The 23641-nt window shown below is 56.6% G+C and carries 23 protein-coding genes; 11 read left to right on the top strand and 12 right to left on the bottom strand.

Annotated features, from left to right (window positions below):
* Nucleotides 1-42 precede the first annotated feature (42 nt).
* Nucleotides 43-426, bottom strand: a complete 384-nt coding sequence (locus CL1_RS08750; RefSeq protein ID WP_014789521.1) for a hypothetical protein — start codon at nucleotides 424-426, stop codon at nucleotides 43-45.
* Between the two features lie 92 nt (nucleotides 427-518).
* Between CL1_RS08750 and CL1_RS08745 the strand changes: the two genes are divergently transcribed.
* Nucleotides 519-1325 (top strand): DUF63 family protein, encoded by an 807-nt coding sequence (locus CL1_RS08745; RefSeq protein WP_014789520.1) that lies wholly within the window; start codon nucleotides 519-521, stop codon nucleotides 1323-1325.
* A 4-nt stretch (nucleotides 1326-1329) separates the two neighbouring features.
* Here CL1_RS08745 and CL1_RS08740 read toward each other — a convergent pair whose 3' ends face one another.
* Genes CL1_RS08740 through CL1_RS08730 form a run of 3 tightly spaced genes read right to left on the bottom strand, consistent with a single transcriptional unit; the run spans nucleotide 1330 to nucleotide 5569 of the window.
* Nucleotides 1330-3930, bottom strand: a complete 2601-nt coding sequence (locus tag CL1_RS08740; protein WP_014789519.1) for a DEAD/DEAH box helicase — start codon at nucleotides 3928-3930, stop codon at nucleotides 1330-1332.
* Between the two features lie 5 nt (nucleotides 3931-3935).
* Complete coding sequence (locus tag CL1_RS08735) at nucleotides 3936-4409, bottom strand: Lrp/AsnC family transcriptional regulator (protein ID WP_014789518.1); 474 nt, start codon at nucleotides 4407-4409, stop codon at nucleotides 3936-3938.
* A 32-nt stretch (nucleotides 4410-4441) separates the two neighbouring features.
* Nucleotides 4442-5569 carry a tyrosine--tRNA ligase gene (locus CL1_RS08730; RefSeq protein WP_014789517.1) on the bottom strand — a complete coding sequence of 376 codons (1128 nt, stop codon included), beginning with the start codon at nucleotides 5567-5569 and terminating at the stop codon, nucleotides 4442-4444.
* Nucleotides 5570-5724: 155 nt separating this feature from the next.
* On the opposite strand from CL1_RS08730, the gene CL1_RS08725 reads away from it, so the two are divergent.
* The 7 genes from CL1_RS08725 to CL1_RS08695 all read left to right on the top strand — a co-directional run bounded on the left by CL1_RS08725 (nucleotide 5725) and on the right by CL1_RS08695 (nucleotide 14758).
* Complete coding sequence (locus tag CL1_RS08725) at nucleotides 5725-6774, top strand: CGP-CTERM sorting domain-containing protein (RefSeq protein ID WP_014789516.1); 1050 nt, start codon at nucleotides 5725-5727, stop codon at nucleotides 6772-6774.
* Between the two features lie 88 nt (nucleotides 6775-6862).
* Nucleotides 6863-8302: an ABC transporter substrate-binding protein gene (locus CL1_RS08720; protein WP_014789515.1), complete on the top strand. Its 1440-nt coding sequence runs from the start codon at nucleotides 6863-6865 to the stop codon at nucleotides 8300-8302.
* Nucleotides 8303-8452: 150 nt separating this feature from the next.
* Nucleotides 8453-10291, top strand: coding sequence for an ABC transporter permease (locus CL1_RS08715; RefSeq protein ID WP_014789514.1), 1839 nt, complete (start codon nucleotides 8453-8455; stop codon nucleotides 10289-10291).
* A 10-nt stretch (nucleotides 10292-10301) separates the two neighbouring features.
* The gene (locus CL1_RS08710; protein ID WP_014789513.1) at nucleotides 10302-11366 is read left to right on the top strand and encodes an ABC transporter ATP-binding protein; all 1065 of its coding nucleotides are present in this window, start codon (nucleotides 10302-10304) and stop codon (nucleotides 11364-11366) included.
* A 32-nt stretch (nucleotides 11367-11398) separates the two neighbouring features.
* On the top strand, nucleotides 11399-11992 hold the full coding sequence (locus tag CL1_RS08705) for a DUF447 domain-containing protein (protein WP_014789512.1): 594 nt from the start codon (nucleotides 11399-11401) through the stop codon (nucleotides 11990-11992).
* 44 nt (nucleotides 11993-12036) lie between these two features.
* Complete coding sequence (locus CL1_RS08700) at nucleotides 12037-14046, top strand: metallophosphoesterase family protein (RefSeq protein ID WP_014789511.1); 2010 nt, start codon at nucleotides 12037-12039, stop codon at nucleotides 14044-14046.
* 88 nt (nucleotides 14047-14134) lie between these two features.
* Nucleotides 14135-14758 carry a hypothetical protein gene (locus CL1_RS08695; RefSeq protein ID WP_014789510.1) on the top strand — a complete coding sequence of 208 codons (624 nt, stop codon included), beginning with the start codon at nucleotides 14135-14137 and terminating at the stop codon, nucleotides 14756-14758.
* Here the strand turns inward: CL1_RS08695 and CL1_RS08690 are convergent, their stop codons facing one another.
* Entirely contained in the window at nucleotides 14759-16894 is a 2136-nt protein-coding gene (locus tag CL1_RS08690; RefSeq protein ID WP_014789509.1) for a restriction endonuclease, read from the bottom strand.
* A gap of 144 nt (nucleotides 16895-17038) precedes the next feature.
* On the opposite strand from CL1_RS08690, the gene CL1_RS08685 reads away from it, so the two are divergent.
* Nucleotides 17039-18274: a phosphoglycerate kinase gene (locus tag CL1_RS08685; protein WP_014789508.1), complete on the top strand. Its 1236-nt coding sequence runs from the start codon at nucleotides 17039-17041 to the stop codon at nucleotides 18272-18274.
* On the opposite strand, the gene CL1_RS08680 is transcribed toward CL1_RS08685, so the two are convergent.
* The 5 genes from CL1_RS08680 to CL1_RS08660 form a co-directional block, all read right to left on the bottom strand.
* A complete protein-coding gene (locus tag CL1_RS08680; protein WP_014789507.1) occupies nucleotides 18264-18773 on the bottom strand; it encodes a hypothetical protein in 510 nt (169 codons plus the stop codon). The two genes, CL1_RS08685 and CL1_RS08680, sit on opposite strands and share 11 nt — an antisense overlap.
* A gap of 48 nt (nucleotides 18774-18821) precedes the next feature.
* The gene (locus CL1_RS08675; RefSeq protein WP_148267300.1) at nucleotides 18822-19364 is read right to left on the bottom strand and encodes a hypothetical protein; all 543 of its coding nucleotides are present in this window, start codon (nucleotides 19362-19364) and stop codon (nucleotides 18822-18824) included.
* A gap of 142 nt (nucleotides 19365-19506) precedes the next feature.
* Nucleotides 19507-20271 (bottom strand): ABC transporter permease, encoded by a 765-nt coding sequence (locus tag CL1_RS08670; protein ID WP_014789505.1) that lies wholly within the window; start codon nucleotides 20269-20271, stop codon nucleotides 19507-19509.
* Nucleotides 20272-20275: 4 nt separating this feature from the next.
* Nucleotides 20276-21253, bottom strand: coding sequence for an ATP-binding cassette domain-containing protein (locus CL1_RS08665; protein ID WP_014789504.1), 978 nt, complete (start codon nucleotides 21251-21253; stop codon nucleotides 20276-20278).
* Complete coding sequence (locus tag CL1_RS08660; RefSeq protein WP_048152202.1) at nucleotides 21240-21704, bottom strand: PadR family transcriptional regulator; 465 nt, start codon at nucleotides 21702-21704, stop codon at nucleotides 21240-21242. The genes CL1_RS08665 and CL1_RS08660 overlap by 14 nt, the downstream gene beginning before the upstream one ends.
* A 92-nt stretch (nucleotides 21705-21796) precedes the next feature.
* On the opposite strand from CL1_RS08660, the gene CL1_RS08655 reads away from it, so the two are divergent.
* Both CL1_RS08655 and CL1_RS08650 read left to right on the top strand, forming a co-directional pair.
* A complete protein-coding gene (locus CL1_RS08655) occupies nucleotides 21797-22228 on the top strand; it encodes a DUF6849 domain-containing protein (RefSeq protein ID WP_014789502.1) in 432 nt (143 codons plus the stop codon).
* A complete protein-coding gene (locus CL1_RS08650; RefSeq protein ID WP_014789501.1) occupies nucleotides 22194-22910 on the top strand; it encodes an endonuclease III domain-containing protein in 717 nt (238 codons plus the stop codon). Before CL1_RS08655 ends, CL1_RS08650 begins: the two co-directional genes overlap by 35 nt.
* Here CL1_RS08650 and CL1_RS10690 read toward each other — a convergent pair.
* Both CL1_RS10690 and CL1_RS08645 read right to left on the bottom strand, forming a co-directional pair.
* Nucleotides 22903-23103 (bottom strand): hypothetical protein, encoded by a 201-nt coding sequence (locus tag CL1_RS10690; protein ID WP_148267299.1) that lies wholly within the window; start codon nucleotides 23101-23103, stop codon nucleotides 22903-22905. The two genes, CL1_RS08650 and CL1_RS10690, sit on opposite strands and share 8 nt — an antisense overlap.
* Complete coding sequence (locus CL1_RS08645; RefSeq protein ID WP_014789500.1) at nucleotides 23058-23627, bottom strand: hypothetical protein; 570 nt, start codon at nucleotides 23625-23627, stop codon at nucleotides 23058-23060. Before CL1_RS08645 ends, CL1_RS10690 begins: the two co-directional genes overlap by 46 nt.
* Between the last annotated feature and the right edge of the window lie 14 nt (nucleotides 23628-23641).

The following is a 23641-nucleotide window of genomic DNA, read 5'->3' as shown; positions in this document are numbered from 1 at the left end:
CGCTCCTGGTATTTATAACTTCCGCAAAAGACAAAGATGGCCTCAGAGGGAAGCGAGGGCGCCTATGGTGAAGAGGCCCAGCAGCGCCAGCACGCCGAACACGAGGCCTGCTATTATGAAGGACAGGAGCCACGCCAGGAAGGCTTTAAGCCAACTTGTGTCAAAGACGGTTTTTATGACCCACATATTGGCCAGGAAGGCCAGCAACGGCGCCAGTGGAGGGAAGATTGCCGCGGTCACAACGGCCACTATTCCGCCAACGATTCCTCCGCCAAGAATGGCTATCATTGCCCTCCCTATTGAGGCCTTCTCTATGCCTATCAGCTTGCCCGCCAGCGACAGGAAGAGGGCCGCGATGAACAGACTGAACAGGAACGCGAAGATGCCTGCAGTGCCTATTGCAACGAGGTGGCCCGGGCCGTACATGGTATCACCCAAAGGCCATTGAAAGGAACGTTAATAAACCTTCCCCAAAAGAAATTTAAATTGCCCTCTCGATTTCCGATTGGGGGGATAAGATGCTTGAATCACTCCAACACGAGATATGGAACTTCCTCTACAAGTACTTCTGGGAACCCATGTTCACAAGGAGCGGTTACAACCCTGTGAACACCCTCGTCTACGCCCTCCTGCTCGGGTTCGGTGCAATATATACCTATAGGTATATACTGAAACCCCTCCGGATTAAAATCGACAGGACGCTCTTTATGGCGGTCACCCTGATGGTCGTCTTCGGGTCAACGGTCAGGGCCCTCGTTGATGGGGGGATCCTACCCCAGAACCCGCTGATACTCACGCCGGGAATCTTCTTCACGACGTTCTTTGTAATGCTCCCCGCGATAGTTCTGGACGCGAAGCTGAAGACATACCCCAAGCTGACCTTTGGCTGGGGCGCACTTCTGGCGCTAGGGGCCAACTACCTCCTCGTCACACACGCCAAGAGCTGGGAGCCCTACGAGCTGACGCTAATCCACACCTTCGTCTCCTGGATTCCGGCCCTGCTGATATACAGGTACCGGCCCTTCGACAGGCTCTACCTCTATGCCGTCTTAGCTCACCTCTACGACATGGGGTCAACGGTGGTGGCGATTCATTTCTACGGCTACCGCGAGGTTCACTGGCTGGAGAACATTCTGGTTCAGCACTTCGGGGCGTACTTCTACTACCCGTGGATAACATTCATTCTTGTTGTGGTCTACTACGGCCTCCAGAAGCTGGTCCCGGACGAGGAGGAAAGACGCCTCTGGTACCTGATGGTCTACGTCCTAGGCCTGGGGCCGGCGATAAGGGACCCCGCCCAGCTGGTGCTGCAGATAGGAGGCTGATCCTTCAGCCGTTCTTCCTTCCATTCCCGTACCTTCCCCGATCTTTCCTGCCTTCCCGGCCCCTCCAATCTAAGGACCCTTGGTGTCCTCTTCCGCCCCCATGGTCCCCTCGTATTGTCCTGCCCTCCTCGATCTCCCTCCTGAGAAGCTTCGCCTCGTTCTCGGCAGTCCCTACCCCGAAAACCCTCGCTATCCTCTCGATGGCTTCAAGCTTTCTGACTATTCCGTCGAGCCACGTGAAGACGTCGCCCGGGTAAACGATGAGGCCGTAGACCTTCCTGAAGTGCTCCGCTATCTGGGTTGGGTGCTTGCCGTTCCTCCTCAGCTCGATTATCAGGTTGCTAACGCGCTCCATCGCGTAGTCGGTGCAGTCGTCCTCTGGACACATAAAGAACTCCTGATAGATCGTGAACAGCCTCTCCGCCGCGTTGGGGCTGAGTTCTGGGATGACCTTGTCCAGCTCCTCAAGGATCGAGGCGAAGCTGGGCGAGAAGACGTTCGCGCTTATTCTTCCCCTAACCGCGCCTTCAAGCTCCCTCTGGAGCGTCCCGCTCAGGTAAAGGTTTTCGAACGGCAAAAGCTTGACGGCTATCCACTGGGCTGGCTTCTTTCCAAGGTTGCCCCTTATGAAGGACGCCTCCCTGGGGAGCAAAAAGCTCATGCTCACGGCCCTTCCGTAGGGCGTGACCTCCACCAGGGAGCCCTTGAGGCGGACGAAGCCGTACCCGCTGAGCTTCTCCAGAACCTTCCCGGCGCTCTGGTTGGCGCCGAGGCATTTATCCTGCACGTCCTCGATGACGTCGAGACGATTGAAGACGCAGGAGTGAGCCAAAACGTTGTCCTGCTCAAGCTCGTCGCTCCATTCCACCATCACGGGCTCGATTGGAGCTGTTAAAAGCTTGAACGCCACTTCCTCTTCCGTCCCCTCCATCTGGGCGGAATATTTTCTCCCGGGCTCGACTATGAGGTAAACCCTGCCCTTCTCGTGGTAGAGCGGCCTTCCAGCTCGACCAAGCATCTGGTGGAACTCCCTCACGCTCAACCACTTGTTGCCCATGGCGAGGCTCTCGAAGATGACCTGCGATGCAGGAAAATCAACACCCGCCCCCAAAGCCGCTGTCGTAACAACCACGTCGAGCCTTTGTGCCAAAAACTCCATCTCGGTGAGCTTCCTCTGTTTGTATGGCAAACCTGAGTGGTAGGGCTTGGCTTTGAGGCCTTTGCTCGTGAGGTAGGCGGCAAGCTCGTGCGTCCTCTTGCGCGAGAAGGTGAAGACTATGCTCTGGCCCCTGTAGCCCTGCCTGGATTTTCTCATCGCCTCGGCACGGCAGAGGCTCGCTATGTGACGCCACTTCTCGGACTCGTTTCTAGCTATGATTATGTGCCTCTCCAAATCGACGGGCCTCTCGTCGTAGAGGACGAGCTTCAAGCCAAGCTCTCTGGCAAGCTCCTCGGGGTTTCCGACGGTGGCACTCAGGCCTATGAACTGGGCCTTCGGGTAGAGCTTTCTCAGCCTCGCTATCAGGCCGTCAAGCCTCGGTCCGCGCTCCTCGTCGTCGAGGGTGTGAATCTCGTCTATGACGATCGTCCCCACGTTCCCTATCTTCCTCCCCGCTCTGAGGAGGTAGTCAATGCCCTCGTAGGTTCCCACTATGATGTCGGCGTCTATTCCAGTATCGACCACCACCAGCTCGTCCCTCGTCTTAATCCTGCTCATACCGACGCGAATGGCAACGCGGAGGCCGAGTTTAGAATAGCGCCGCTTGAAGTCCTCGTACTTCTGGTTTGCCAAGGCAACGAGCGGAACGAGGAAGAGGAGCTTTTTCCCCTCCATCGCCCTCGGAACGCCCGCCAGCTCACCTATGAGCGTCTTACCGCTCGCTGTTGCCGAAACGACGAGGAGGTTCTCCCCTTTGAGGAGGCCGTTTTTAACGGCCAGGCTCTGAACCGGGAGGAGCTCGCTGACGCCTTCCGCCTTGAGAACGGATTTAAACTTCTCGGGGAGATTCAGCTCGTCCACTTTGAGCTTCTCAACTCTTACGTGCTTTGCCTTCAGCTCGTCCCACTTCGTTATCTCCGGGTGCCTCGTCGGGTCGAAGCGCGGGTCGAAGGCGTAGAGAACCTTATCGAGGTCTCTAAACCTGTCGAGGAGCTTCTTTGCCTGGTCGAACATGGCCACGCTGTTAAAGCGAAAGCGGAGCTCCCTCCTCAGCTCGTCCTCGGCACAGCGCTCGCAGATGTACTCGTCCCGGTATTTTATTCGGTTTCCGGGTGTGAGAACTGTTATTCTGCCCTCCAGCAGGCAGAGGCGGCACAGCTCGGCCTTCTCAACCCTCTTGTTCTGGAGCCTCCGCCTGAAGTAGTCCTCCCACTCATCGGCGTTCACTAGGACGATTCTTGCCCCCCGGAGGAGCTTCTCGATCTCCTTCGGATTGCGGTAGTTGCTCCCCTCAAGGACCTTGAAGAGCCTCCCCTCGCGCATTATGAAGCGGTATATCCTGTCAGCCTTCAGGTTCTTCATCGCGGTGAGCTTTTCCGGCTCGCTCTCGATGAAAAACGCTTCCAGCTCGTTCTTCTTCCTTCCCGGCCTGATGACGAAGAGCACGGACATCACCCTCTCCTTCTCTCGAAGGGTATCCAGCCCTCCTTGAAGGTGTCCAGGATAAGGGTCACCTCGGCCCTCTCGAGGTTCTTGCCGAAGAGATCCTTGAGTCTCCCGACGAAGACCTTAACCTCGTCCGTGTCGTGGAACGAGGCCTTTATCAGTATACTCCGTTCTCCGGTTTTTCTGTAAACCGCCTCGACGTTTTCGAGTTCGGCGACCTTTTTCAGCAGAGAGTCCACGGTATGATCGTCTATCGCGAGCTTGAGCTCGAGGAACGCCGAAACGTACTCGTCCAGGAAAGCCGGGTCGATAACGGCGGAGTAGCCCTTTATCGCACCGAGCTTTTCGAGCTTCTCAAGCCTGTTCTTAACGCTCGCAGGGGACAGGCCTACCCTCTTCCCCAGCTCTGTCAGAGTAATCCTACCGTTCGAACGGAGGATTTTGAGAATTTCCCTGTCCTTCTCGTCTACTCCGGGCATCGGCTCCACCAGCTGGAAAAGGAAAAGAAGGCTCAGCGGGTGATCTTTATCTCCCGCATCAGCTCCAGCGGTTCGGGGTGCTTTTCAAAGTACTCCCTGACCGGCCTGAGGAGCTCGATGAGGTACTCAGCTACCGCGTTCTTGAGGTCGAGCGGGTGGAGCTTGCCCTCGGCAAAGTCCCTCTTGAGCTCCTCAATGGTCGTGTAGGTGACGTCGCCGCCGAACTTGGCCGGACGGTGAATCGTGAACTCTGTTGGCTCTTCCCTGAAGATTATGTACTCGGCCCAGTCGAGGACGGGGTTGTACTTGACCTCCCTGGCCGGACAGAAGGCCTTTCTCAGCTTCTGCTTTATCTCTTCAGGGCTGTCGTGTATGAAAACCGCCGAGTAGGGCTTGCTCTTGCTCATCTTCATCTGGGTCTTCAGCTCCTTGAACTGCTCCTCGCTCTCGATTGGCCAGACCGGCGGCTCCTGAAGGCCGAGGAGGAGGTGGTGGTGCAGGGCAACCGGCTTGAGCTTTTCTCCATTCCACTCGAGGGCGTGGTACTTGAGCTTCTGGGCGACTTCAATGGCTATGACGTGGGCCTTCCTCTGGTCCATTCCGGCGTGGGCTATCGTAACACCCTGGTAGAAGATGTCAGCAACCTGCATTGCCGGGTAGATGAGCTTTGCGAAGTCTATTGCCTCACCCATCTGGCGGCCCATTATCGTTATCGAGCGCATCATTCTCGCAAGGGTAACGTTCTTGGATATGTCTATGACCGTCTGCCAGTAGTCGCCCTTCTCGAGTATCTCGCTCGCGAGAACGAACTCGACCTTCTCTGGTTTACCGCCCATGACCTTTATGCTCTGCTTCATGCCCTCCTTGAAGTAGGTCAAAGCCACCTTCTGGATTGTCTCCAAGTCACCGCCGAGCTTGTCGTTTATCCAGCTGTGCCAGTCGGCTAAGAAAATCCTCGTCTTGATTCCTGCTTTCTGGAGGTCGGCTATCTTCGCCCCAGCCATGAGTCCGGTTCCGAGGTGAATGTAACCGCTTATCTCAAATCCTATGTAGTGCTGCATTGGAACGCCGACTTCGAGCAGGTGCCTGAGGTTCTCTTCAGTCAAGAGTTCCTCCGTGGGCTTCCTCTTTATGAGCTGAATCCTCTCCTCTATGTCCATCACTACCACCTGAGCCTGAAACGGCGGAAGGCTTTAAGGGTTTTACTGCCGGGGGAAAGGAACTCACTGCAGGGCTTCAAAGTTTAACAGGGACGAAAAACTTTCCGATTCATAAGATTTATAACTTCATCAGCCTTAGATAACCCGGTGATACCATGAGGAAGGCTGCAATAATACTGGCTGTGTTTGTGTTCTTTGGAGTGTTTGGATTTGCCATGGCCAGCGCTACGACCATCGGTGTCGATCTCGCCCACGGCGAGAGCGACAAGGGACTGGCTGTTCTGACCGACAAGGACGGCAACGTCATAGCCGAGGGAATGATAAAGACCATCAGCGACGTCAGCTGGGCTTACATTGGCCCGACCGAGAAGGCCGACGAGCTTGGAATCCCCCAGCTCGGTGACAAGATAACCTACGACGCCATAAAGGACGTGGACTTCCTTATCATTGGCCAGCCAACACAGGCCTTCAGTCCGGACGAGATACAGGCCATCGTCCAGTGGTGGAACGACGGCAACAGGATTCTTTGGGTCGCGGGCGATTCGGACTACGGTGACGGCCCGCAGAGGATCGACTTCGCCAACTCAATTCTCGACGCCATAGGCGCCAACCTCAGGCTTGACCAGTGCTCCGCCGAGGACGCCACCAGCAACGCCGGAGCCGGTTATCGTGTCATAGGCCTTGTGAACCCCGACAGCGGAACCCCCGACAAGGACATGCTCACCAAGGACCTCAAGAACGGGGGTAAGGTTCTCTTCCATGGGCCGGGTGTCGTTGCTTACGTCGATGAGAACGGCAACTGGAAGAGCCTCCACGGCGGAATAGCCGAGGGAATATATATCATCGTAACCACCAGCGCCGACGGGCAGATAGTTGAGAACACTGATCCAGCGGCCCAGGCGTACACCGCCGGCGACACCGGCGAGTTCCCGCTCATGGCTGTCCAGCTCTTTGAGGACAAGAAGAACGTCCTCGTCGTCAGCGGTGAGACTCCCTACGGCGGCTACGAGCCGATGTGGACCCCCGAGTACCACGGCGTTGACCTCGACGGCCCGCAGTTCGTCACCAACTTCATTCACTGGGCCATAACCGTCCAGAGCAACCTCGGTAAGGAGGAAACCAGCGAGGGTGGAAGCACCTGTGGCCCAGCGGCCCTCGTGGGCCTCGCCCTTATTCCGCTCGCCCTCTACAGGAGGAGGAAGTGACCCCTCCCATTTTCTTTGTCCCTTGAACCATTAATTTTTTATTGAGTTTCTCGAACCACCCACGATTGGCATAACCGGGTGATAAACCATGAAGAAGCCCGTGGCAATCGGCTTTATCCTGCTCCTTGCCCTTAGTGTTGTTGCCAGCGGTTGCATAAGCGGCGGAAACGGCGAAACTTCAGGAATAACCCTCGTCGTCATAACCAGGCACGACGCGACGATACAGTATATGGTCAAGCAGACCTTCCTCCAGAGTGACATCGCCAAGCAGTACAACATCGTGGACCTCAAGTTCATCAAGGTCCCTGAGAGCCTCTGGCCGAGCTACATCGAGAAAGGCGCTGACGTCGGCTGGGGTGGAGGGCCTACACTCTTCGACGACCTCTACAAGGCCGGCTATCTCGCACCGATAACTGACGAGAAGGTTCTCGGCCTCATAGGGAACCCGATCCCGACCGAGCTGGCGGGAATGCCCATGGTAAGGAAGGACGGAGACAACGTTTACTGGATCGCCGCGGCCCTTTCGTCGTTCGGATTCACCGTGAACAAGAAGCAGCTCGAGAAGTGGAACCTCCCGGTTCCTCAGAAGTGGGAGGACATAGCAAGCGAGGAGTGGGCGCTCAACCCGCCCCAGTACGGCATAGCAGACCCGACAAGGAGTACCTCCAACACTAGGATATACCAGATTATCCTCCAAGCCTTCGGCTGGGAGGACGGCTGGCGCATAATGACCCTCATAGCGGCCAACTCCAAGGTCTACATGCAGAGCGACGCCGTCAGGGACGCAGTCATAAACGGCGAGATCGCCGCTGGAAACACCATCGACTTCTACGGCTACACAGCCATGCAGCAGAACCCGGACTGCCAGTACATAGTCCCGAAGGGGGAGAGCATAATCAACGGCGACCCGATAGCGCTCCTCAAGAACGCCCAGCACCCCGAGGCGGCCCAGGCCTTCATCTACTGGGTCCTCACGGAGGGCCAGGCCGTCTGGATGAGCCCCGACGTTAACAGGCTCCCGATCAACCCGCAGATATTCGAAATGACCATCACCAAGCCCTACGCAGACGTCATCTTCAAGGGCGAGAACGAGGGCAAGACCTATGGTGAGGCCAGGCCCGCCCTCGAGAAGGCCTACCAGGACGCCATAAACGCTGAAGGAATACCCTTTGACGACAAGCGCGCCCTCGAGACCATAAGCGCCGTCCAGTACTACTTCAAGGCCACCCTCGTAGATCCGAACCAGAAGCTCCACGACGCGTGGGTGGCAATAGTCCAGGCATACAGGGACGGTAAGATAACCAAAGAACAGTTCGAGCAGCTCAAGGCAGAGCTTACCGCCCCGATAGAGTTCAAGGACCCCGAAACCGGTCAGACCGTCACCTTCACCGAGGAGTATGCCAAGAAGATAAACGACAAGATCGTGAAGGACAGGAACTTCCAGGACCAGCTCGTCCAGGAGTGGCGCCAGGCGGCGGGCAACAAGTACGACAAGGTACTCCAGGACCTCCAGAGTATGACCGGTTGATTGATAACTTCTTGCAGATTCCTTTCTCTTTTGAACCCTTTTTTGGAAACGGACAAATCAAGCGGTTTTCGGAAATATTTAAATAGACCCGCTCTCGACCAACAAAGAGTGGCTGGTATTGTCGTAAAGGCTAGCGGAGGTTGATGCTCAATGCGGGTAAGCAAGTGGAGCGAGAGACTCTTCGGAACCCCACTGTTCGATCCCGTTGTGGCAGCGTCGTTCCTGTTCCCTCTCCTGTATCTGGTAGCGTTTCTCGTGATCCCAGTGCTGGCGATGCTGGCGGTGGCATTCGAGTACAACGGCCACTTTTCTCTCCACTGGTTCACCAGCATCCTGACGTCGGACTATTACATCAGCTGGCCCACTGGAGACTTCGCCAAGCTCGTCACTATGCCCAACGGGGAGCAGATATACTACATTCAGGGCGTTGATTTCGGAGTGGTGCTCAACTCAATAATAGTTGCCATAAGCGTCATGATACTGACGACTATACTCGGAACCATCTTCGCCTTTGTCATGGCACGTTACGACTTTCCGGGCAAGAACATCATGCGCATACTCCTCTTCGTCCCGCTCCTCGTCACGCCCTTTGTCAACGTCTTCATCGTCAAGAAGATGTTCCTCCCCAACGGCCTAATAAACTGGATATTCTACGACACCCTCCATATATTCCCTCACAGGGTGGTCATAGACGGTCTCGTCGGCGTCATAATCGCCCAGACCCTGACATACTATCCGATAGTCTACCTCAACGCCTACGCGAGCTTCATCAACATCGATCCAACGCTGGAGGAGCAGGCCGAGAACCTTGGAAGCAGGGGATTCCACCTCTTTAGGACGGTCACCTTCCCGCTTGCCCTTCCGGGAATAGCGGCCGGTGCAACCCTCGTCGGCATCTTCAGCCTCGAGGACCTTGCCGCGCCGATAGTCTTTCAGGGCAATCCCCTCGCCAGGAAGCTCATGTCCTTCCAGATTTACAGCGCTTTCACCAGCGGTTTCAACGTTGGCAGTCCACAGCTCGCCGCGCTGGCCCTCATAATGCTCACCATAGCTATCCTAATGTTCCTTGGAATCAGGAAGTACGTCAGCATGAGGCAGTACGCAATGCTCAGCAAGGGCGGAAGGTGGAAGCCTAGGGTTGCCAAACCAAAGACCTGGCAGGCTGCATTGATATACTTTGTCGTCGTCCCAATACTTCTGATATCAATATTCCCACAGGTCGGTGTCGTGATGCTGGCCTTCAGCGAGAGCTGGGCAGGAACCTGGCCCCAGGGCTTCACCACCGCCCACATACAGAGCATCATAACCCAGCCAGATATTGAGAGGGTCATCATAAACAGCGTAATGTACTCGACGGCGGCCATTATTGTCATCATACTGCTATCGCTCACGGCATCCTACGCCTCCAGCAGGTTCAAGAAGAGCAAACTCGGTCCGATACTCGACAGCCTCTCAACCATACCAATAGCCGTCCCAGGTATCGTCATAGCCATGAGCTACTTCTTCTTCTTTGCCAAGGTGTTTCCGAACACGCCCCTCGACCCCACCAACCTGCTGGGCTTCAACCCGGCCATGGTGCTCATACTGGCCTACTCGATAAGACGTCTCCCCTTCGCGGCGCGTTCAATCTCTGCAGGAATCCAACAGGTCCACGTGTCCCTTGAAGAAGCAGCCCTAAACCTCGGCGCCAGCAGGTGGAAGGCACTGACGGGCATCTTGATACCGCTGATACTCCTTAACCTCCTTGGAGGTGCAATGCTGAGCTTCGTCTACTGTATGAGCGAGACCAGCGTGGGTATCACCCTCGGTTCCATTAACCCCGACTACTATCCGATAACGGCCAGAATGGTGGAGCTCATGACAAGTGCCGTCGGAAGTGCCAACCTGGCCGCGGCACTGGGTGTCTTCCTGATGACGGTCCAGATAATCGCCATAGTCCTTGCGAACCTTATAACCAAGCAGAAGTACTCCTTCATAGGTCTCACATGAGGTGGTTGAGATGGTTGATGTCAAACTCGAAAACATCGTCAAAACCTTTGGAGAAACCGTTGCCCTCAAAGGAATAAACCTTCACATAAAGGCGGGGGAGCTCTTCACCCTGCTCGGACCGAGCGGCTGTGGAAAGTCCACGACGCTGAGGATCATAGCCGGCCTTGACTTCCCGGACAGCGGGACGATATACTTCGGCGACGAGGAGGTCACCTACCTCCCCTCCAGCAAGCGCGGAGCGGTGCTCGTCTTCCAGAACTACGCCCTCTGGCCCCACATGACGGTCTTCGACAACGTCGCCTACGGCCTCAAGCTAAGGAAGGTTCCAAAGGAGGAGATAAAGAAAAAGGTCCAGTGGGCACTCGAGCTCGTCAAGCTAGAGGGCTTTGCGGACCGCTACCCGACCCAGCTTTCCGGAGGTCAGCAGCAGCGCGTTGCCATAGCGAGGGCACTCGTCGTCGAGCCCAAGGTTCTCCTCCTGGACGAGCCGCTGAGCAACCTCGACGCCAAGCTCCGCCTTGAGATGCGTTCGGAGATAAGGCGCATACAGCGCGAGCTCGGCATAACGGTGATTTACGTTACCCACGACCAGGAGGAGGCCATGGCCATAAGCGACAGGATTGCCGTCATGAACGTCGGAACCGTCGAGCAGGTCGGAACGCCGAAGGAGATATACGAGAGTCCGAGGACAGAGTTCGTGGCCAGCTTCATGGGTAAGACCAACGTCATTCCCGCGAAGGTCGTCGAGAGGAACGGTGACCGCGTTACCGTTGAGTTCGAAGGAATAAGACTCGACGGCCTTTACTACACCGAGAAGAGCGACGACGTGGTCATAGTCATTAGGCCAGAGAGGATAAAACTCAAACCGGTGGAGAATGCAGTTTCCTTTACAGGAACCGTTGATCTCGTTGAATACTACGGCTTCTTCATCGAGGTCGTCGGTCTCTTCGGGGACACCAGGATAATAGCCAGAACGATAAGCGACAGGGAAGTTGCCGGCCTGAGGCCAACCCAGCCGGTGACCTTCTACGTTGAGAGGGACGACATAATCGTCCTTCCAAAGCAGCAGCTTTAAACCCCTCTTTTTAATTATCCCTAGGTGGTGGCATGGAGCTTTTGGAGTTCCTCCGGGAGGGCCAGGTTTACGAGGTTCTCCTGGTCACGAGATCAAACGTCACCCCAGTAGGAGTCGTGAGGAAGGGAGAGAGGCTGTTTTTCAAGCTCTTCGGTGGAAAGAGCGCTGGTGAGCTAAAGGAACACCCGTATGCCTCTCTACAGGTCACCAACGATGTCGAGCTTATTGTAAAGCTGGCCCTGAACGTTCCCGTCAAGCTGGAGTTCGAAGGTAACGGTCGTTATCGCTGGATAAAAACCCTACCTGGAGTTTACGGAAGGGTTAAGTGGCGGGAAGAGCCCCACGAGGACGAGCTCGGAAAGGCGACGGTGATGAAATGTTCCCTGGAACCCGCGGGGGTCATCGCTGGAGTCTTACCCCCAATGCCCCTCAGCAGGGCGGACTTCCACCTCCTCGAGATGGCCGTGGACTTCACCAGACTGGAGGTAGCAAGGAGGAACGGGAAGATTGATGTCGCCAAGAAGCTGCGCGAAAGGATAGTCGAGAACTATTCCTCCTACAGGCGGTTCGGGGGAAGCTCGGAGCTGGCTGAGGCTATGATGGCGGCACTGGACGAAGGTGGGTAGGGAAAGCTTATAACCGATTTATTTCAGCTTTTCTTGGTGGTACCATGAAGGCCGGCAAGCTTATGGCCCTTTTGGTGGCCCTGCTTACCATAGCGGCGGTTCCAGTGAACACGGTCTGGGCCGCCTCGAGCTCGGTGGCTCCGGGGGAGGTTCTGATTCAGCCCCTGCCAGGAGTTCCAGCCATAGGGAAACCAGGAGATGTCGTTGAAATCCAGCCAGCGGAAGGCGTTGCAATCCAGTCCCTCCAGATAGTCTCGATACTCCACGGACCCTATGACCTTGAAATCGTCGGCACCGAGAACGGCATCATCAAGGCCAAGATACCGGAGGACGCGGTTCCGGACGTGTATTTCCTCGTCGTCAAGAGCGACAGGGGCGAGGTCACGATACCCAACGGCGTGTGGGTCATGAAGGACGCCCCAACGGTTCTCAGGATAGCCCACGGCAGCGACCTTCACGTCACCAGCGGTTCCAAGATGGGCTTCGTCTGCGGGGACTACTTCCAGAAGAGCATTCCAGAGATACTCCAGTACTGCGACCATCCCTACGCGATGCACAGCTACACCGCCGCCGACAGCTTTATGACGTACTACGCCATGACTGGCCTGCAGAGTGAGAACGTCATCAACCTCATAATCAGCACGGGCGACGACGTCGATACCAACGGCGACAGCGAGGGCTACAAGATGTTCGACGAGGCAATACTCCACGGCACCGCCGCAGGCACGCCCTTCATAAGCATAAAGGGCAACCACGACCACCCACCGACCTACTACAACAAGTACGTTGGCCCCAGGTACTTCTACGAGGTCATAGGCGACTTTCTGATAATCGGTCTGGACAGCAGGGGCGAGGAGAGGCACCCCGAGCTTGAGCAGCTCCAGTGGATGGAAAACGTGCTAAAGAGCCACCCTGACAAGGTACCAATAGTCCTCGTCCACCACCCGTTCTGGTACAGCACCCCCGACGGCAAGTGGGGCGGGACCATAAAGGGCTACACCGCCTTCGATGACGGTGACTGGCAGACCCTGACCAAATACGTTAGCTGGGACTGGGAAGGTAAGAACGGCGAGTACGACGAGATAGCCAGAACCTTCCTCCAGCTCGTCGAGAAGTACAACGTCAGGCTCGTCCTTGCCGGACACATTCACAGGGACAAGCCGGTCCTCTACATCGACAAGGAGGGCAACGAGCACTGGTTCTACACCGTCACCACCACCGGCGCCCCGGACAAGACCAGCAACCCGCCGAGCCAGGCCGACCAGAGCAGGGGCTACACCACCCCGAGCTGGTACGGATCACAGGTTATCTACGTCTATGAAAACGGCACCGTGAAGTTCCCGCTCGCCGGCGACGTCCTTCACGAGGGCATAAGCTCCCTCCCGATACCGCAGAAGTTTATCGTTTACAGGCAGAACGGTGAAGACGGGACTGCAGTCAAGTTCGTGAACGAGCTTGGCGAGGCCGTCAGCGGGCCCTTCGTCCTCGAGATACCCGCGGGAGCCAAGGTTGATCCGGAACACACCAATATAACCTACACCGTCCTCGGCGAGAGGGAAATCGGCGGAACCTACTACATGCTCCTCAACGTCACCGTCCCGGCCGGCGTCAGCCAGATAACCGTCGTCAAGGAAGCCGATACCCAGGGGCCCGAGGTTAAGGTAGGCTACCTCATGCCGGGCAAGCCCAGGCCGGGACAGAGGTTCAAGGTCTACGTCACCGCCAGCGACAACGTCGGAATCAGGGACATGAAGGTGCAGATAATCAGCGATGGCAAGGTTCTGGCGGAATACCCGGCGTTCTCGATGAAGCCGGCAGAGGTCGAGGCCACCTATTACACCGAGATCCCGGGCGTTGATGCAAGCGAGTTCACCATCAAGGTGATCGCGACTGACTTCTACGGCAACACCGGCGAGACCACCTACACCGTTGGCGGAAGCACTGGCACCAGCAGCCCGAGCCAGACCGAGACCAGCGAGGGTGGAAGCACCTGCGGTCCGGCGGCTCTCGTGGGCCTCGCACTCCTCCCGGCTCTTCTCAGGAGGAGAAAGTAAGCCTTCCATCTCTTTTTTACGTTACCTTTCGTTTTTCAAAGCCCTCCTTCCTGGGGAAGAGTTTTTAAACCGTCCCCATAAGCCCCCCATGGTGGTGAAGGTGAAGTTCAAGGGCAAGGCCTTTGGTAACATCGTGAGGATTGAATTTGATATCCTCACCCTCAGCGAGCTTAAAATAGACGACCTGCGAGACTTTGACGTCGATTCCATTAAGATAGAGCTCAAGCCCACCTCCTCGGGCATCAAGATAATAGGAATATGGGAAGGCCCGGTTGAGGAGGCCGGCGAAGGGATAAAGAAGGCCCTCTTCGAGAGCTACCGGCTCCGCGAGAGGGTGCTCAACAGGATAAAGAGCAAGACCGAGGCGATAAGGAGCACGATGCGCCAGCTTGGCTTTAAGGAGGAGGTTGAAGGCTACGGAAGCGCCCTCCGCTTCGTGAAGAAGGTCGGCTCCTACGAGATAGTGGTCGTTGCCTCAACCACCGACGACGTTGTTAGGGTCGAGGTCTACGGCAACGACAAGAAGATAATAAGCCCAGAGCTCGAGAGCATCTTCGAGGACGTCGAGGTGGAGGAGCTGGAGATATACGACTTTGAGGAGAACAAGGAGGAGCGGCTCGTCATAAACCTGGAGATACCGCGGAACGAGGAAAAGCCCGAGAAGAAGATAGTGGAAGCAATAAGAATGATAGAGAGCATGCTGATGGCCTAATCACTTGTACTTGTTTTCCAGCGGGAGCTGTTTGAGCTTCGCCGTTAACCCCTTCGCAGGGGCTTTGTCCTCGCTTGTTATCTTTCCCGTTTTGAGGTCTATCCTGGCGTAGTAGAGCGTCTCTTTACCGGCCACTTTGACGTGGACGTAGCCCTTCTCCTCGTAGAGGGTGAGCCTCTCGACGGTGGGGTTTTCTTCCCCGTACTTCTCGGCCACGTGCTTGAGGTAGCCCTCCTTTATTGCCATCTCGGTGAAGCGGACGTCGCTTTCGATAACCTCGCCGGTCGTCCTGTGGAGAACTATCCTGCCGACCTTCGTCCTCCCCGCGAATTCCGCCACCCAGTTCTCTCTTAGGGCAAGGGACTTGACCGTGGCCTCTTCGTCTATCTCCCTTGCCTTCTCCACCGCGATTTTCTCCGCCAGCTCCCTCCTGAGGACGCGGTCGGTCTCTTCTATCAGCTTTCCATCTTTGCTGACCCTGACGGTTACTATATGACGATCGTTCTCGGCGGTGACCCTGTACTCGGTCTCGTCCTCTTCAACCGACTTTATCTCGAAGTCCCCGTACCGCCCCGAGACTATCTCCCTGGCCCTCTCCGCCGTCACCTCGACGAGGTAGTCCAGCACGTCACCTGTCGAGCCGTCCACCTTGACGACCGCCCTTCCATCGGCGCTCTCGAGAATCAGCTCGAGGTACTTGTGCTCCAGCACGCGGTACGAGCTCATCTCCAGGTTCCTGAGGGGGAAGTTGCCCTCTATCACCGCCCTGGCGTTCTCGGAGGCTTCCTCCGGCGAGGGTAGCTTTCTCGCCTCCCTGTACTCTCCAGTGGTGAGGTCCACGCTGACGACCGCTATCCCGTCCTCAAGCAGGATATCCGCCACCGCGGCCTTCTTGCCCTTCTCGAGGTTAAGCACCCTTCCATCGGGGTAGGCTTTCCTGAGGAGCTCTTCCAGGGCCTCATCGCTCATTATAACCTCCATTCCGAGGAGTTTGCCCGTGTAGGCGTTGAAAGAAGCCTCGAAGGAGAACCTCTCGGTCGTCCCGGTTATCTTGACCTTTCCGTTCACCCTCCTGAGCTCGTACGCCTTCACACCCTCCCCAGTCTGTTTGAGGACCTCGTTGCGAACCCTCTCAATGAAGTACCCATCGGGGAGGGGCTCCATCTCCAGCTCCACGTCTCCAGTCTCGAGGTTCACCAGCGCTTCCGCCTGGTTCTCCCCCGCCCTGATGGAGAGCTTGGTGGTTTTGGGAACGTAGACCTTCTTCCTTTCGTGTATCGTTATCTTCCCCTCCGGAACACCGAGCTCCCTCGCGGCGGCAGCCTTGAGAACGAAGACGGCCTCGCTTGGGCTTATCGGGACCTCCACTTCCCTCTCGGTGGCCCTTATGATGGAGCGGTCGTTCAGGAGAGCCTTTGTAACCGGAACGCTCAGCCTCTTATCCTGGGTGGCTCTGAGAACAATGTCCTCGTCCGAGAACACCACGGCCTTGTCCTTCTCCTCCTCACCTTCCACCGACCAGGAGAAAATGTAGGCGCTGGAGAGGGTCACGGAAACGGACTCAAGCTCTATCTCCTCGGGCTTCACAGGGTACCTTGAGGCGGCAAAGGAGGCGACCTTCCTGAGAACCTCCTCCGACGAGAAGTCGTGGAGCAGGGGAGCGTCCAGCTCGAACTCTTCTATGGGAGTGTCTTCACTTTTCTCGTGAGCTTTCGCCATCTCCCTGACCAGTTCCTCGGGGGGTTCAAGGCCGTAGTTGTTAAAGAGCGAGGCCAGCTTCTCCCCGTCCCACGGGACTATCCGTCCCCGGTACTCCCTGGAGATGAGAACCTTGGCGTCCTTGGTGAAGCCGGCGGGAGATATGAGTATTCCCTTGTCGGCTCTGTACTTGTCAGCGAGGTCTGCAAAAACGTTGATGTCCCTGGAAGACGCCAAGCCCTTTGGGTGGAGCGCAAGAACCACCTTCTCCATTCCGGCTATAGGGTCGTCCCTTATCGCCACCACGTCGATTCCCCATTCCTTCCTGCCGGCGACCCTCTCGTACTCCCTGAAGCCCATTCTCCTCAGCAGCTCTATCACGTTCTCAATCAGCGTTTCCCTAGAGGCAGTTCTTATTAAATCGGGACTCCACGGCATCAGTCTCACCCATGAAAGTGAACTCTACCATCACCCCCCTATCGTGCTCATTTTATAAATCTCTTTCCCCGGAACGGCCTTATCACCGCAGGTGTTCAAAATAAGCTTTTTAACTCCACAATTTAACACCGCGATGGTGATGGAATGTTCAGGCTCACCGACTTCGATTATCACGATAAAACCGTCTTTCTACGGGCCGACCTGAACTCCCCCGTCAAGGACGGGAATATCATCAGTGACGCCAGGTTTCGAGCGGTTCTCCCGACGGTAAGGTACCTCCTTGAGGGTGGGGCCAAGCTCGTCATAGGGACGCACCAGAGCAAGCCGTACAAGGGGGACTACATTACCACCGAGCAGCACGCCGAGATACTCAGCGGGCTCCTCGGGCAGGAGGTGGAGTACGTCGAGGACATCTTTGGGAGGTACGCGAGAGAGAAGATAAGCTCGCTTAAACCCGGGGAGGCCATAATGCTCGAAAATCTCCGCTTTTCTGCAGAGGAGATCAAATACAAGCCGATTGAGGAATGTGAGAAAACTTTCTTCGTGAGGAAGCTTGCCCCGCTCATCGACTACGTCGTGAACGACGCCTTTGCCGCCGCCCACAGGAGCCAGCCATCGCTGGTGGGCTTCGCAAGGCTCAAGCCGATGATAATGGGCCTCCTCATGGAAAGGGAGATCCGGGCGCTCACAAAGGCCTACGAGACCCAGGAGAAGCCGAGGGTCTACGTGCTTGGAGGGGCAAAGGTGGACGATTCCCTCCGCGTTGCAGAGAACGTTCTGAGAGGGGAAAAGGCGGACCTCATTCTAACCGGCGGTCTCGTCGGCCACGTCTTCACCCTCGCCAAGGGCTTCAACCTCGGCGATGCCAACCTCGAGTTCATGGAAAGGAAGGGCCTCTTGGAGCTGGTGGACTGGGCTGAAAGAATCCTCGACGAGTTCTATCCGCAGGTCAGAACGCCCGTTGATTTCGCAGTTGATTACAGGGGTGAGCGCGTTGAGGTGGACCTCCTGAGTGATGAGAAGTGGCTTTTCGACGGGCACCCGATCCTCGACATCGGCTCCAGAACCGTTGAGAAGTACCGCGAGGTTCTCATGAAGGCGAGGGTGATAGTCGCCAACGGGCCGATGGGCGTCTTCGAGCGTGAAGAGTTCGCAATTGGAACGGTCGGAGTCTTCAGGGCGATAGGCGAGAGCAAAGCCTTCAGCGTCGTTGGTGGTGGCCACTCAATAGCGAGCATCTACAAGTACGGCATAACCGGGATAAGCCACGTCTCAACCGGCGGTGGCGCGATGCTGAGCTTCTTCGCGGGGGAGAAACTTCCAGTCCTCGAGGCGTTCAAGGAGAGCTACGAGCGTTTCAAGGACCTTCTCAAAGGGTGAGTAGCCAGACGAGGAGAACGACCGCGAGTGTTCCCGCGAGGAGGAGCATCAGGAACCATTCCACCCTCTCCATTAACCTTCTGTTCGAGTAGAGAACGTGACCTACGATTCCAAGGGCGAAGGAAGCGGCTATGAGCACCCTCTCCTCCACAGATTCAACCCCCGCGAGGACGGCCTCAAGGCCCCAGAGGGCAAGAAGCAGGAGGAATGCGCCGGCGATGAGGTAACCCCTTCTCATTCTCCTCGCGTTGGTGATGTAGAAGGTCGCGGCGAAGGCCACGAGGAAGACCACCATCGCCTGTATCTCCAGCGGCATCGGAATGGAGTTTGAGAGAACCAACCTCTCGTAAACCCACACAACCCCAGAGATTATCGTGGAAACTATCAGCGCCATCACGAAGATGTTGTGAACGTGGTCCGCTATGCCAAGGGCCTCTTCGAGCCCCTCAATCTCCTCCCGCCCTGGTACTTTTCCCTCAGCTTCCGTCCTTCCAGCCATTGAACCCACGGAAGCAGTACGCGCTTGGGGGATTTAAGGCTACCGCGTTCAGTCCACACCGGTCTTCTCGTAGAGCCTCCGATAAACGCCCCTGAAATGAAAGAGCATGATGACGGCATAGACCACCGCGAAGGACTTCAGGGGGAAGTGGCCGCCGAGAAAGTGGTTCAGGAGGAACAGCGTTGCCACGACGGCCAGGTACGTTATAATGACGTTGAGGGTCGCCGCCAACGTTGAGCCCTTGCGGTAGGCCAACCACACCCAGAAGGAAGAGTTGAGCGTTACCAGCCAGCGTAGCCTGAGGGGCTCCTCCGGTGAGACCTCGACGGAGTAAGAGTCCCTCAGCATCTCCTTTCGGAACGCGAGAGCGAGACCGGCCGTTAGCAGCATCATTCCAAACGAGCCAATTATGAGGAGACCGCTGTTGAGAATTGCCCCGATGGATAATGTCACGACCCAAGCCATAAAGGCCAGGTACACAACCAGCGATTCCAGGGAGAGCCGTCTCTTCCTGAAGAGATGGAAGGGATAGACGCCGAAGACCGAAACGCCGAGTACAAGCATGAAAGTGGGGAGGATCACCTCACTCATTCCGCATCGGAAGGTTTAGAACGCAAAAGAATAAAAAGATTTCGATTGAAAATTGAAATACTGACAGCCACAGAGCAACACGCACTACAAAAGGGAGATGGAAAAGAAAAGTAAGGGCGTGGCCAGAGATTTCGTGTCCCGCTCAGTCTATCGTGGCCTTCCTGAAGCCAAGCGCGGCAATTCCGGCGAACAGCGCGGCGAGGCCGATTAGCACCACCCAGTCGGTGACGATTCCGAAGGTCGGCTCGACACCGGCAAGGTAGTAGCGGGAGCCGTCCACCGCGTAGGTGAGGGGGTTCACCTTTGCCAGCCACTGCATCCACTCGGGCATCGTGCTTATTGGATAGAACGCCCCACTGAGGAAGGTCATCGGGAGCATTATCATGGTCACTATCATCTGGAAGCCTTCCATGCTGGTCATCTTGAGGGCTATCGCCACCCCCATGCCCGCTATCGCTATCCCGACGAGGAAGCTCAGGCCCAGCGCGGGGAGGATTCCGCTCACCCTGAGGTCGGCCATCGTGAAGCTGAGTGCCAGGATTATGACGCCCTGTATCATGGCCATGAGCGCTCCCCCGGTGATTCTGCCGAGTATTGCCTCCGTCCTGCTTGCGGGAGCCACCAGAATCTCCTTCAGGAAGCCGAACTGCTTGTCCCAGATGAGCGTTATGCCCTGCATGAAGCTCATGTTGAAGACCGTCATGGCTATTATTCCAGGCACCAGGTAGGTCATGTAGTCGACGCCTCCGAATATCGGGGCCGCCATGGGGTTGTCGAAGACCCCGCCCCAGCCCTTGCCGAAGAAGATGAGCCAGATGAGCGGGTTGATTATGCTCCCTATCACCCTCGCCCGTGAGCGGGAAAAGCGCTTCAGTTCGCGGTATATCATGGTGAAAAAGACCTGCATGCAATCACCTCCTCATGCGAGCCTTCATCATCATTTTCGCCACGCTCTGCTCTCCGCCCTCGTCCCGGATTTCCCTGCCTGTGAGGTGCAGGAAGACGTCGTTGAGCGTCGGCCTGTGGTATGTGACTTCGAGGATTTTGATACCGTTCTCCTTCGCCATCTCGAAGAGCTTTGGCAAAGCTTCTGCCGCGTTGTCCACGTCCAGCCTGATCCTCCCGTCCGGGAGCACCTTGCAGCCCTTGATGAAATCCGCCTTGAGGCACTTGAGCTCCTCCCTTGCCTGGAGCTTCAGGTAGATTATATCGTTGCCAACGAGCTTTTTCAGTTCCTCAGCGGTGCCCTCCGCGATTATCTTCCCGTGGTCCATTATCGCTATCCTGTCGGCTAACTGCTCGGCCTCGTCCATGTAGTGGGTGGTGAGGAATATCGTCATGTTGTGCTCCTCCTTCATGGCCCTGATGTAGTCCCAGATGTGCGCCCTGGTCTGCGGGTCAAGACCTATGGTCGGCTCGTCGAGGAAGAGTATCTCCGGCTCGTGGAGCAGCGAGCGGGCTATCTCAAGCCTTCTCTGCATTCCGCCCGAGAAGAACTTGACGGGCCTGTCCTTGAACTCCCACAGCTCGACGAACTTGAGGAGGCGCTCTATCTTCTCCTTCAGGTTCTCAACGCCGTATATCCTGCCGTGAATGAGCATGTTCTCGTAGGCGGTAAGCTCTCTATCAACGCTCGGATCCTGGAAGACTATCCCTATCTTCCTCCTGACTTCAATCGGTTCCCTGACAACGTCGTGGCCGGCGACTATGGCCTTCCCGGCCGTTGGCTTCAGCAACGTCGTGAGGACGTGGACGGTTGTGGTCTTTCCTGCCCCGTTCGGGCCAAGGAAGGCAAATATCTCCCCCTGCTTTACATCGAACGAAATACCCTTGACGGCCTCAAAGTCGCCGTACTTCTTAACGAGGTTTTCAACCTCAATCGCCTTCATAACTTCCACCTCCAAGAAGAACCAGCCTCAGCTCCCTAGCGCAGCCGGTAAAAAGCTCCCTGATCCTCGCCCTCTGCTCGTCCGTCAGTTCGTCCACGGACTCAAAGAGCTCCTTGAAGGCCGCCCTCAGCTCGTCGCCTCCCAGCTCAAGGAACGCCTTGTAGGCGCGCATTCTGCGCTTTGCCTCGGCGAGATCATCAGCGTGCTCCGCGAGGTAGTCCAGCCCCTTCTCGGTGATCACGTAGGTCTTTTTCTCCCTCTCACCCCTGCTGGTCACCTCAATCAGGCCGCTTCTCCGCAGGGAGGCGAGGATAGGGTACACAGTTCCGGCGCTCAGCTTCATGCCGTATCTTCCTTCCAGCTCCGCCATTATCCCGTAGCCGTGCATCGGCTCCCGGAGGAGGTCAAGGATAAGTATCTTCATGTATCCCCTGAAGTTAGGTCTCTCCATTGCTTTCACCGATATATCGCTAGATACATTGGTTTATAAAGCTTTGGGCGATAACGTTATTACCACCAGAAGTCCATCGCGGGGTGATGGTGATGAGGGTCGTCATGAAGCCCCTCTTCGACGCCGAGCTACCCCCTGGTTTCGAGGAGATATTAAAGGACAAGCTAATGGGAAGGGAGCTAAGGACTGGAGAAGAGGTCGAGGTTGAACTCCTTGGAAAGCCACTGCCCTTCAAGGTTCTCCTTGCCGAGCCGAGCCCTCTAAAGGTTGGCAGGGGGACGAAGATAGAGCTTTCGCGGGGGGACGTGGAGGTTCTGGACTTCGAGTTCGACGAAGCTGTGAAGGAAGTTGTTCCCTTCGACGGCGGCTTTGTCGTTGTGCTCGGCAGAAAGGTTCTAATTCTGAACCACACCGGGCAAAAGATTTATAGCGACGAGTTCGAAGAACTTAACGGAGTTAGGGTCTCCAAAGGAACAGTGGTGATAATCCATGACGGGAACAAAATCAGGCTCGTTAAGCCTTGAGGGCTTCACCTTCGATGAAACCTGGGAGGAGAAGAGGAAAAGAGCCGGGAGAATCGTCGAGGTTTTGATGAAAACCTACCCGAGGGAGAGGCTCCTCATCGGCGACCCCTACCGAACGCTGGTTCACTGCATTATCTCCCAGCGCATGCGCGATGAGGTTACCTACCGCGTCTGGGGGGAGCTGTTCGAGAGGTACCGCGACATCGAGACTATAGCAAACACGCCGGTCGAGGAGATGCAGCGCTTTCTGAGGGAGCGTGGCGTCGGCCTCTGGAAGACAAAGGGTGAGTGGATAGTTAAGGCCTCGCGGATAATCCTCGAAGAGTACGGCGGGAAGGTGCCCGATGACATTCATGAGCTCATGAAATTGCCGGGCATAGGAAGGAAGTGCGCCAACATCGTTTTAGCTTACGGCTTCGGAAAGCAGGCTATCCCAGTTGATACCCACGTGAACAGGATAAGCAAGCGCCTCGGTTTGGCTCCACCGAGGGTTCCTCCTGAGAAGGTCGAGGAGTACCTGAGAGAACTAATCCCCAGGGAGAAGTGGATTTACGTGAACCACGCGATGGTGGACCACGGAAAGAACATATGCAACCCCATAAGGCCAAAGTGCGGCGAGTGTCCGCTAAAAGAACTCTGCCCTTACGCGAAGGGATTAGTGGGGAACGGGGACATCAGGTAGTGCCCGTGCCGACGTCGTGAAGCTCGAACCTCAGGGGGAACTCCAGCCCCACCTCCCTTTTCTCCGCGGTGAAACGGCCCTTCCTGACCTCGTACTCAACCGTGACCACGAAGGTAACATTCCCGGAGTACGCAGGTGGATTCCCGTTCACCGTGAAGTCTGGCCACGCCTCGAAGAGCAGCCTTTTCCCCATGCTGGTTCCGTTGGTATGGCGACGATGCAACCGGCCTCGTTGGGGTCGCCGCAGGGCCTCGCCTCCACCAGGAACGGCCCGTCGAGGGGCTTGAAAACGGGAAACCCCACGAAGTCGTCGGGAACCACGTCGTCGAGCCAGGTGTTGCCAGACGCCAGTACCTTAACCTCCGCCCGTGTGACCTGGACAGAGGAGTTGAGGGGCAAGGCCTCGACGGTCACCGGGGCCGAGATGCGGACCTGAGTGCCAGCGACGTTCCTACGCCCGGAGAGCCTGATTCCCAGGCAAACCCTGACGTCGGTCTCGACGCAGGAAGTCCTCAGTGCCCCTATCAGCGCCCACCTGTCGATTCTCGCAGGGAAGGTCGAGGCGTTGATGACCAGGACTTCGCCCTGGAGGTGGAACTCCTCCCCACCGCCCTGATATGCGACGGGGTTGAGGTGGAGCCAGTGGAGGGCGTAAGCGACGACCGCCGTTAGGAGAATCAGAACCATCGAAAGGACGTGCCTTCTTCCAACCCGCATGGAGGAAATTATGG

Source organism: Thermococcus cleftensis (assembly GCF_000265525.1).
GTDB lineage: Archaea > Methanobacteriota_B > Thermococci > Thermococcales > Thermococcaceae > Thermococcus > Thermococcus cleftensis.
The sequence above is the reverse complement of the archived record's forward strand: the minus strand, read 5'-3'. Positions and strand labels throughout refer to the sequence as shown.

Bases quoted from the DNA above. Each gene is read 5' to 3' on its own strand.
- CL1_RS08750 (WP_014789521.1), bottom strand. From the start codon at position 426: ATGTACGGCCCGGGCCACCTCGTTGCAATAGGCACTGCAGGCATCTTC.
- CL1_RS08745 (WP_014789520.1), top strand. From the start codon at position 519: ATGCTTGAATCACTCCAACACGAGATATGGAACTTCCTCTACAAGTAC.
- CL1_RS08735 (WP_014789518.1), bottom strand. From the start codon at position 4,409: ATGCCCGGAGTAGACGAGAAGGACAGGGAAATTCTCAAAATCCTCCGT.
- CL1_RS08730 (WP_014789517.1), bottom strand. From the start codon at position 5,569: ATGGACATAGAGGAGAGGATTCAGCTCATAAAGAGGAAGCCCACGGAG.
- CL1_RS08725 (WP_014789516.1), top strand. From the start codon at position 5,725: ATGAGGAAGGCTGCAATAATACTGGCTGTGTTTGTGTTCTTTGGAGTG.
- CL1_RS08720 (WP_014789515.1), top strand. From the start codon at position 6,863: ATGAAGAAGCCCGTGGCAATCGGCTTTATCCTGCTCCTTGCCCTTAGT.
- CL1_RS08715 (WP_014789514.1), top strand. From the start codon at position 8,453: ATGCGGGTAAGCAAGTGGAGCGAGAGACTCTTCGGAACCCCACTGTTC.
- CL1_RS08710 (WP_014789513.1), top strand. From the start codon at position 10,302: ATGGTTGATGTCAAACTCGAAAACATCGTCAAAACCTTTGGAGAAACC.
- CL1_RS08705 (WP_014789512.1), top strand. From the start codon at position 11,399: ATGGAGCTTTTGGAGTTCCTCCGGGAGGGCCAGGTTTACGAGGTTCTC.
- CL1_RS08700 (WP_014789511.1), top strand. From the start codon at position 12,037: ATGAAGGCCGGCAAGCTTATGGCCCTTTTGGTGGCCCTGCTTACCATA.
- CL1_RS08695 (WP_014789510.1), top strand. From the start codon at position 14,135: ATGGTGGTGAAGGTGAAGTTCAAGGGCAAGGCCTTTGGTAACATCGTG.
- CL1_RS08690 (WP_014789509.1), bottom strand. From the start codon at position 16,894: ATGCCGTGGAGTCCCGATTTAATAAGAACTGCCTCTAGGGAAACGCTG.
- CL1_RS08685 (WP_014789508.1), top strand. From the start codon at position 17,039: ATGTTCAGGCTCACCGACTTCGATTATCACGATAAAACCGTCTTTCTA.
- CL1_RS08680 (WP_014789507.1), bottom strand. From the start codon at position 18,773: ATGGCTGGAAGGACGGAAGCTGAGGGAAAAGTACCAGGGCGGGAGGAG.
- CL1_RS08675 (WP_148267300.1), bottom strand. From the start codon at position 19,364: ATGAGTGAGGTGATCCTCCCCACTTTCATGCTTGTACTCGGCGTTTCG.
- CL1_RS08670 (WP_014789505.1), bottom strand. From the start codon at position 20,271: ATGCAGGTCTTTTTCACCATGATATACCGCGAACTGAAGCGCTTTTCC.
- CL1_RS08665 (WP_014789504.1), bottom strand. From the start codon at position 21,253: ATGAAGGCGATTGAGGTTGAAAACCTCGTTAAGAAGTACGGCGACTTT.
- CL1_RS08660 (WP_048152202.1), bottom strand. From the start codon at position 21,704: ATGGAGAGACCTAACTTCAGGGGATACATGAAGATACTTATCCTTGAC.
- CL1_RS08655 (WP_014789502.1), top strand. From the start codon at position 21,797: ATGAGGGTCGTCATGAAGCCCCTCTTCGACGCCGAGCTACCCCCTGGT.
- CL1_RS08650 (WP_014789501.1), top strand. From the start codon at position 22,194: ATGACGGGAACAAAATCAGGCTCGTTAAGCCTTGAGGGCTTCACCTTC.
- CL1_RS10690 (WP_148267299.1), bottom strand. From the start codon at position 23,103: ATGGGGAAAAGGCTGCTCTTCGAGGCGTGGCCAGACTTCACGGTGAAC.
- CL1_RS08645 (WP_014789500.1), bottom strand. From the start codon at position 23,627: ATGCGGGTTGGAAGAAGGCACGTCCTTTCGATGGTTCTGATTCTCCTA.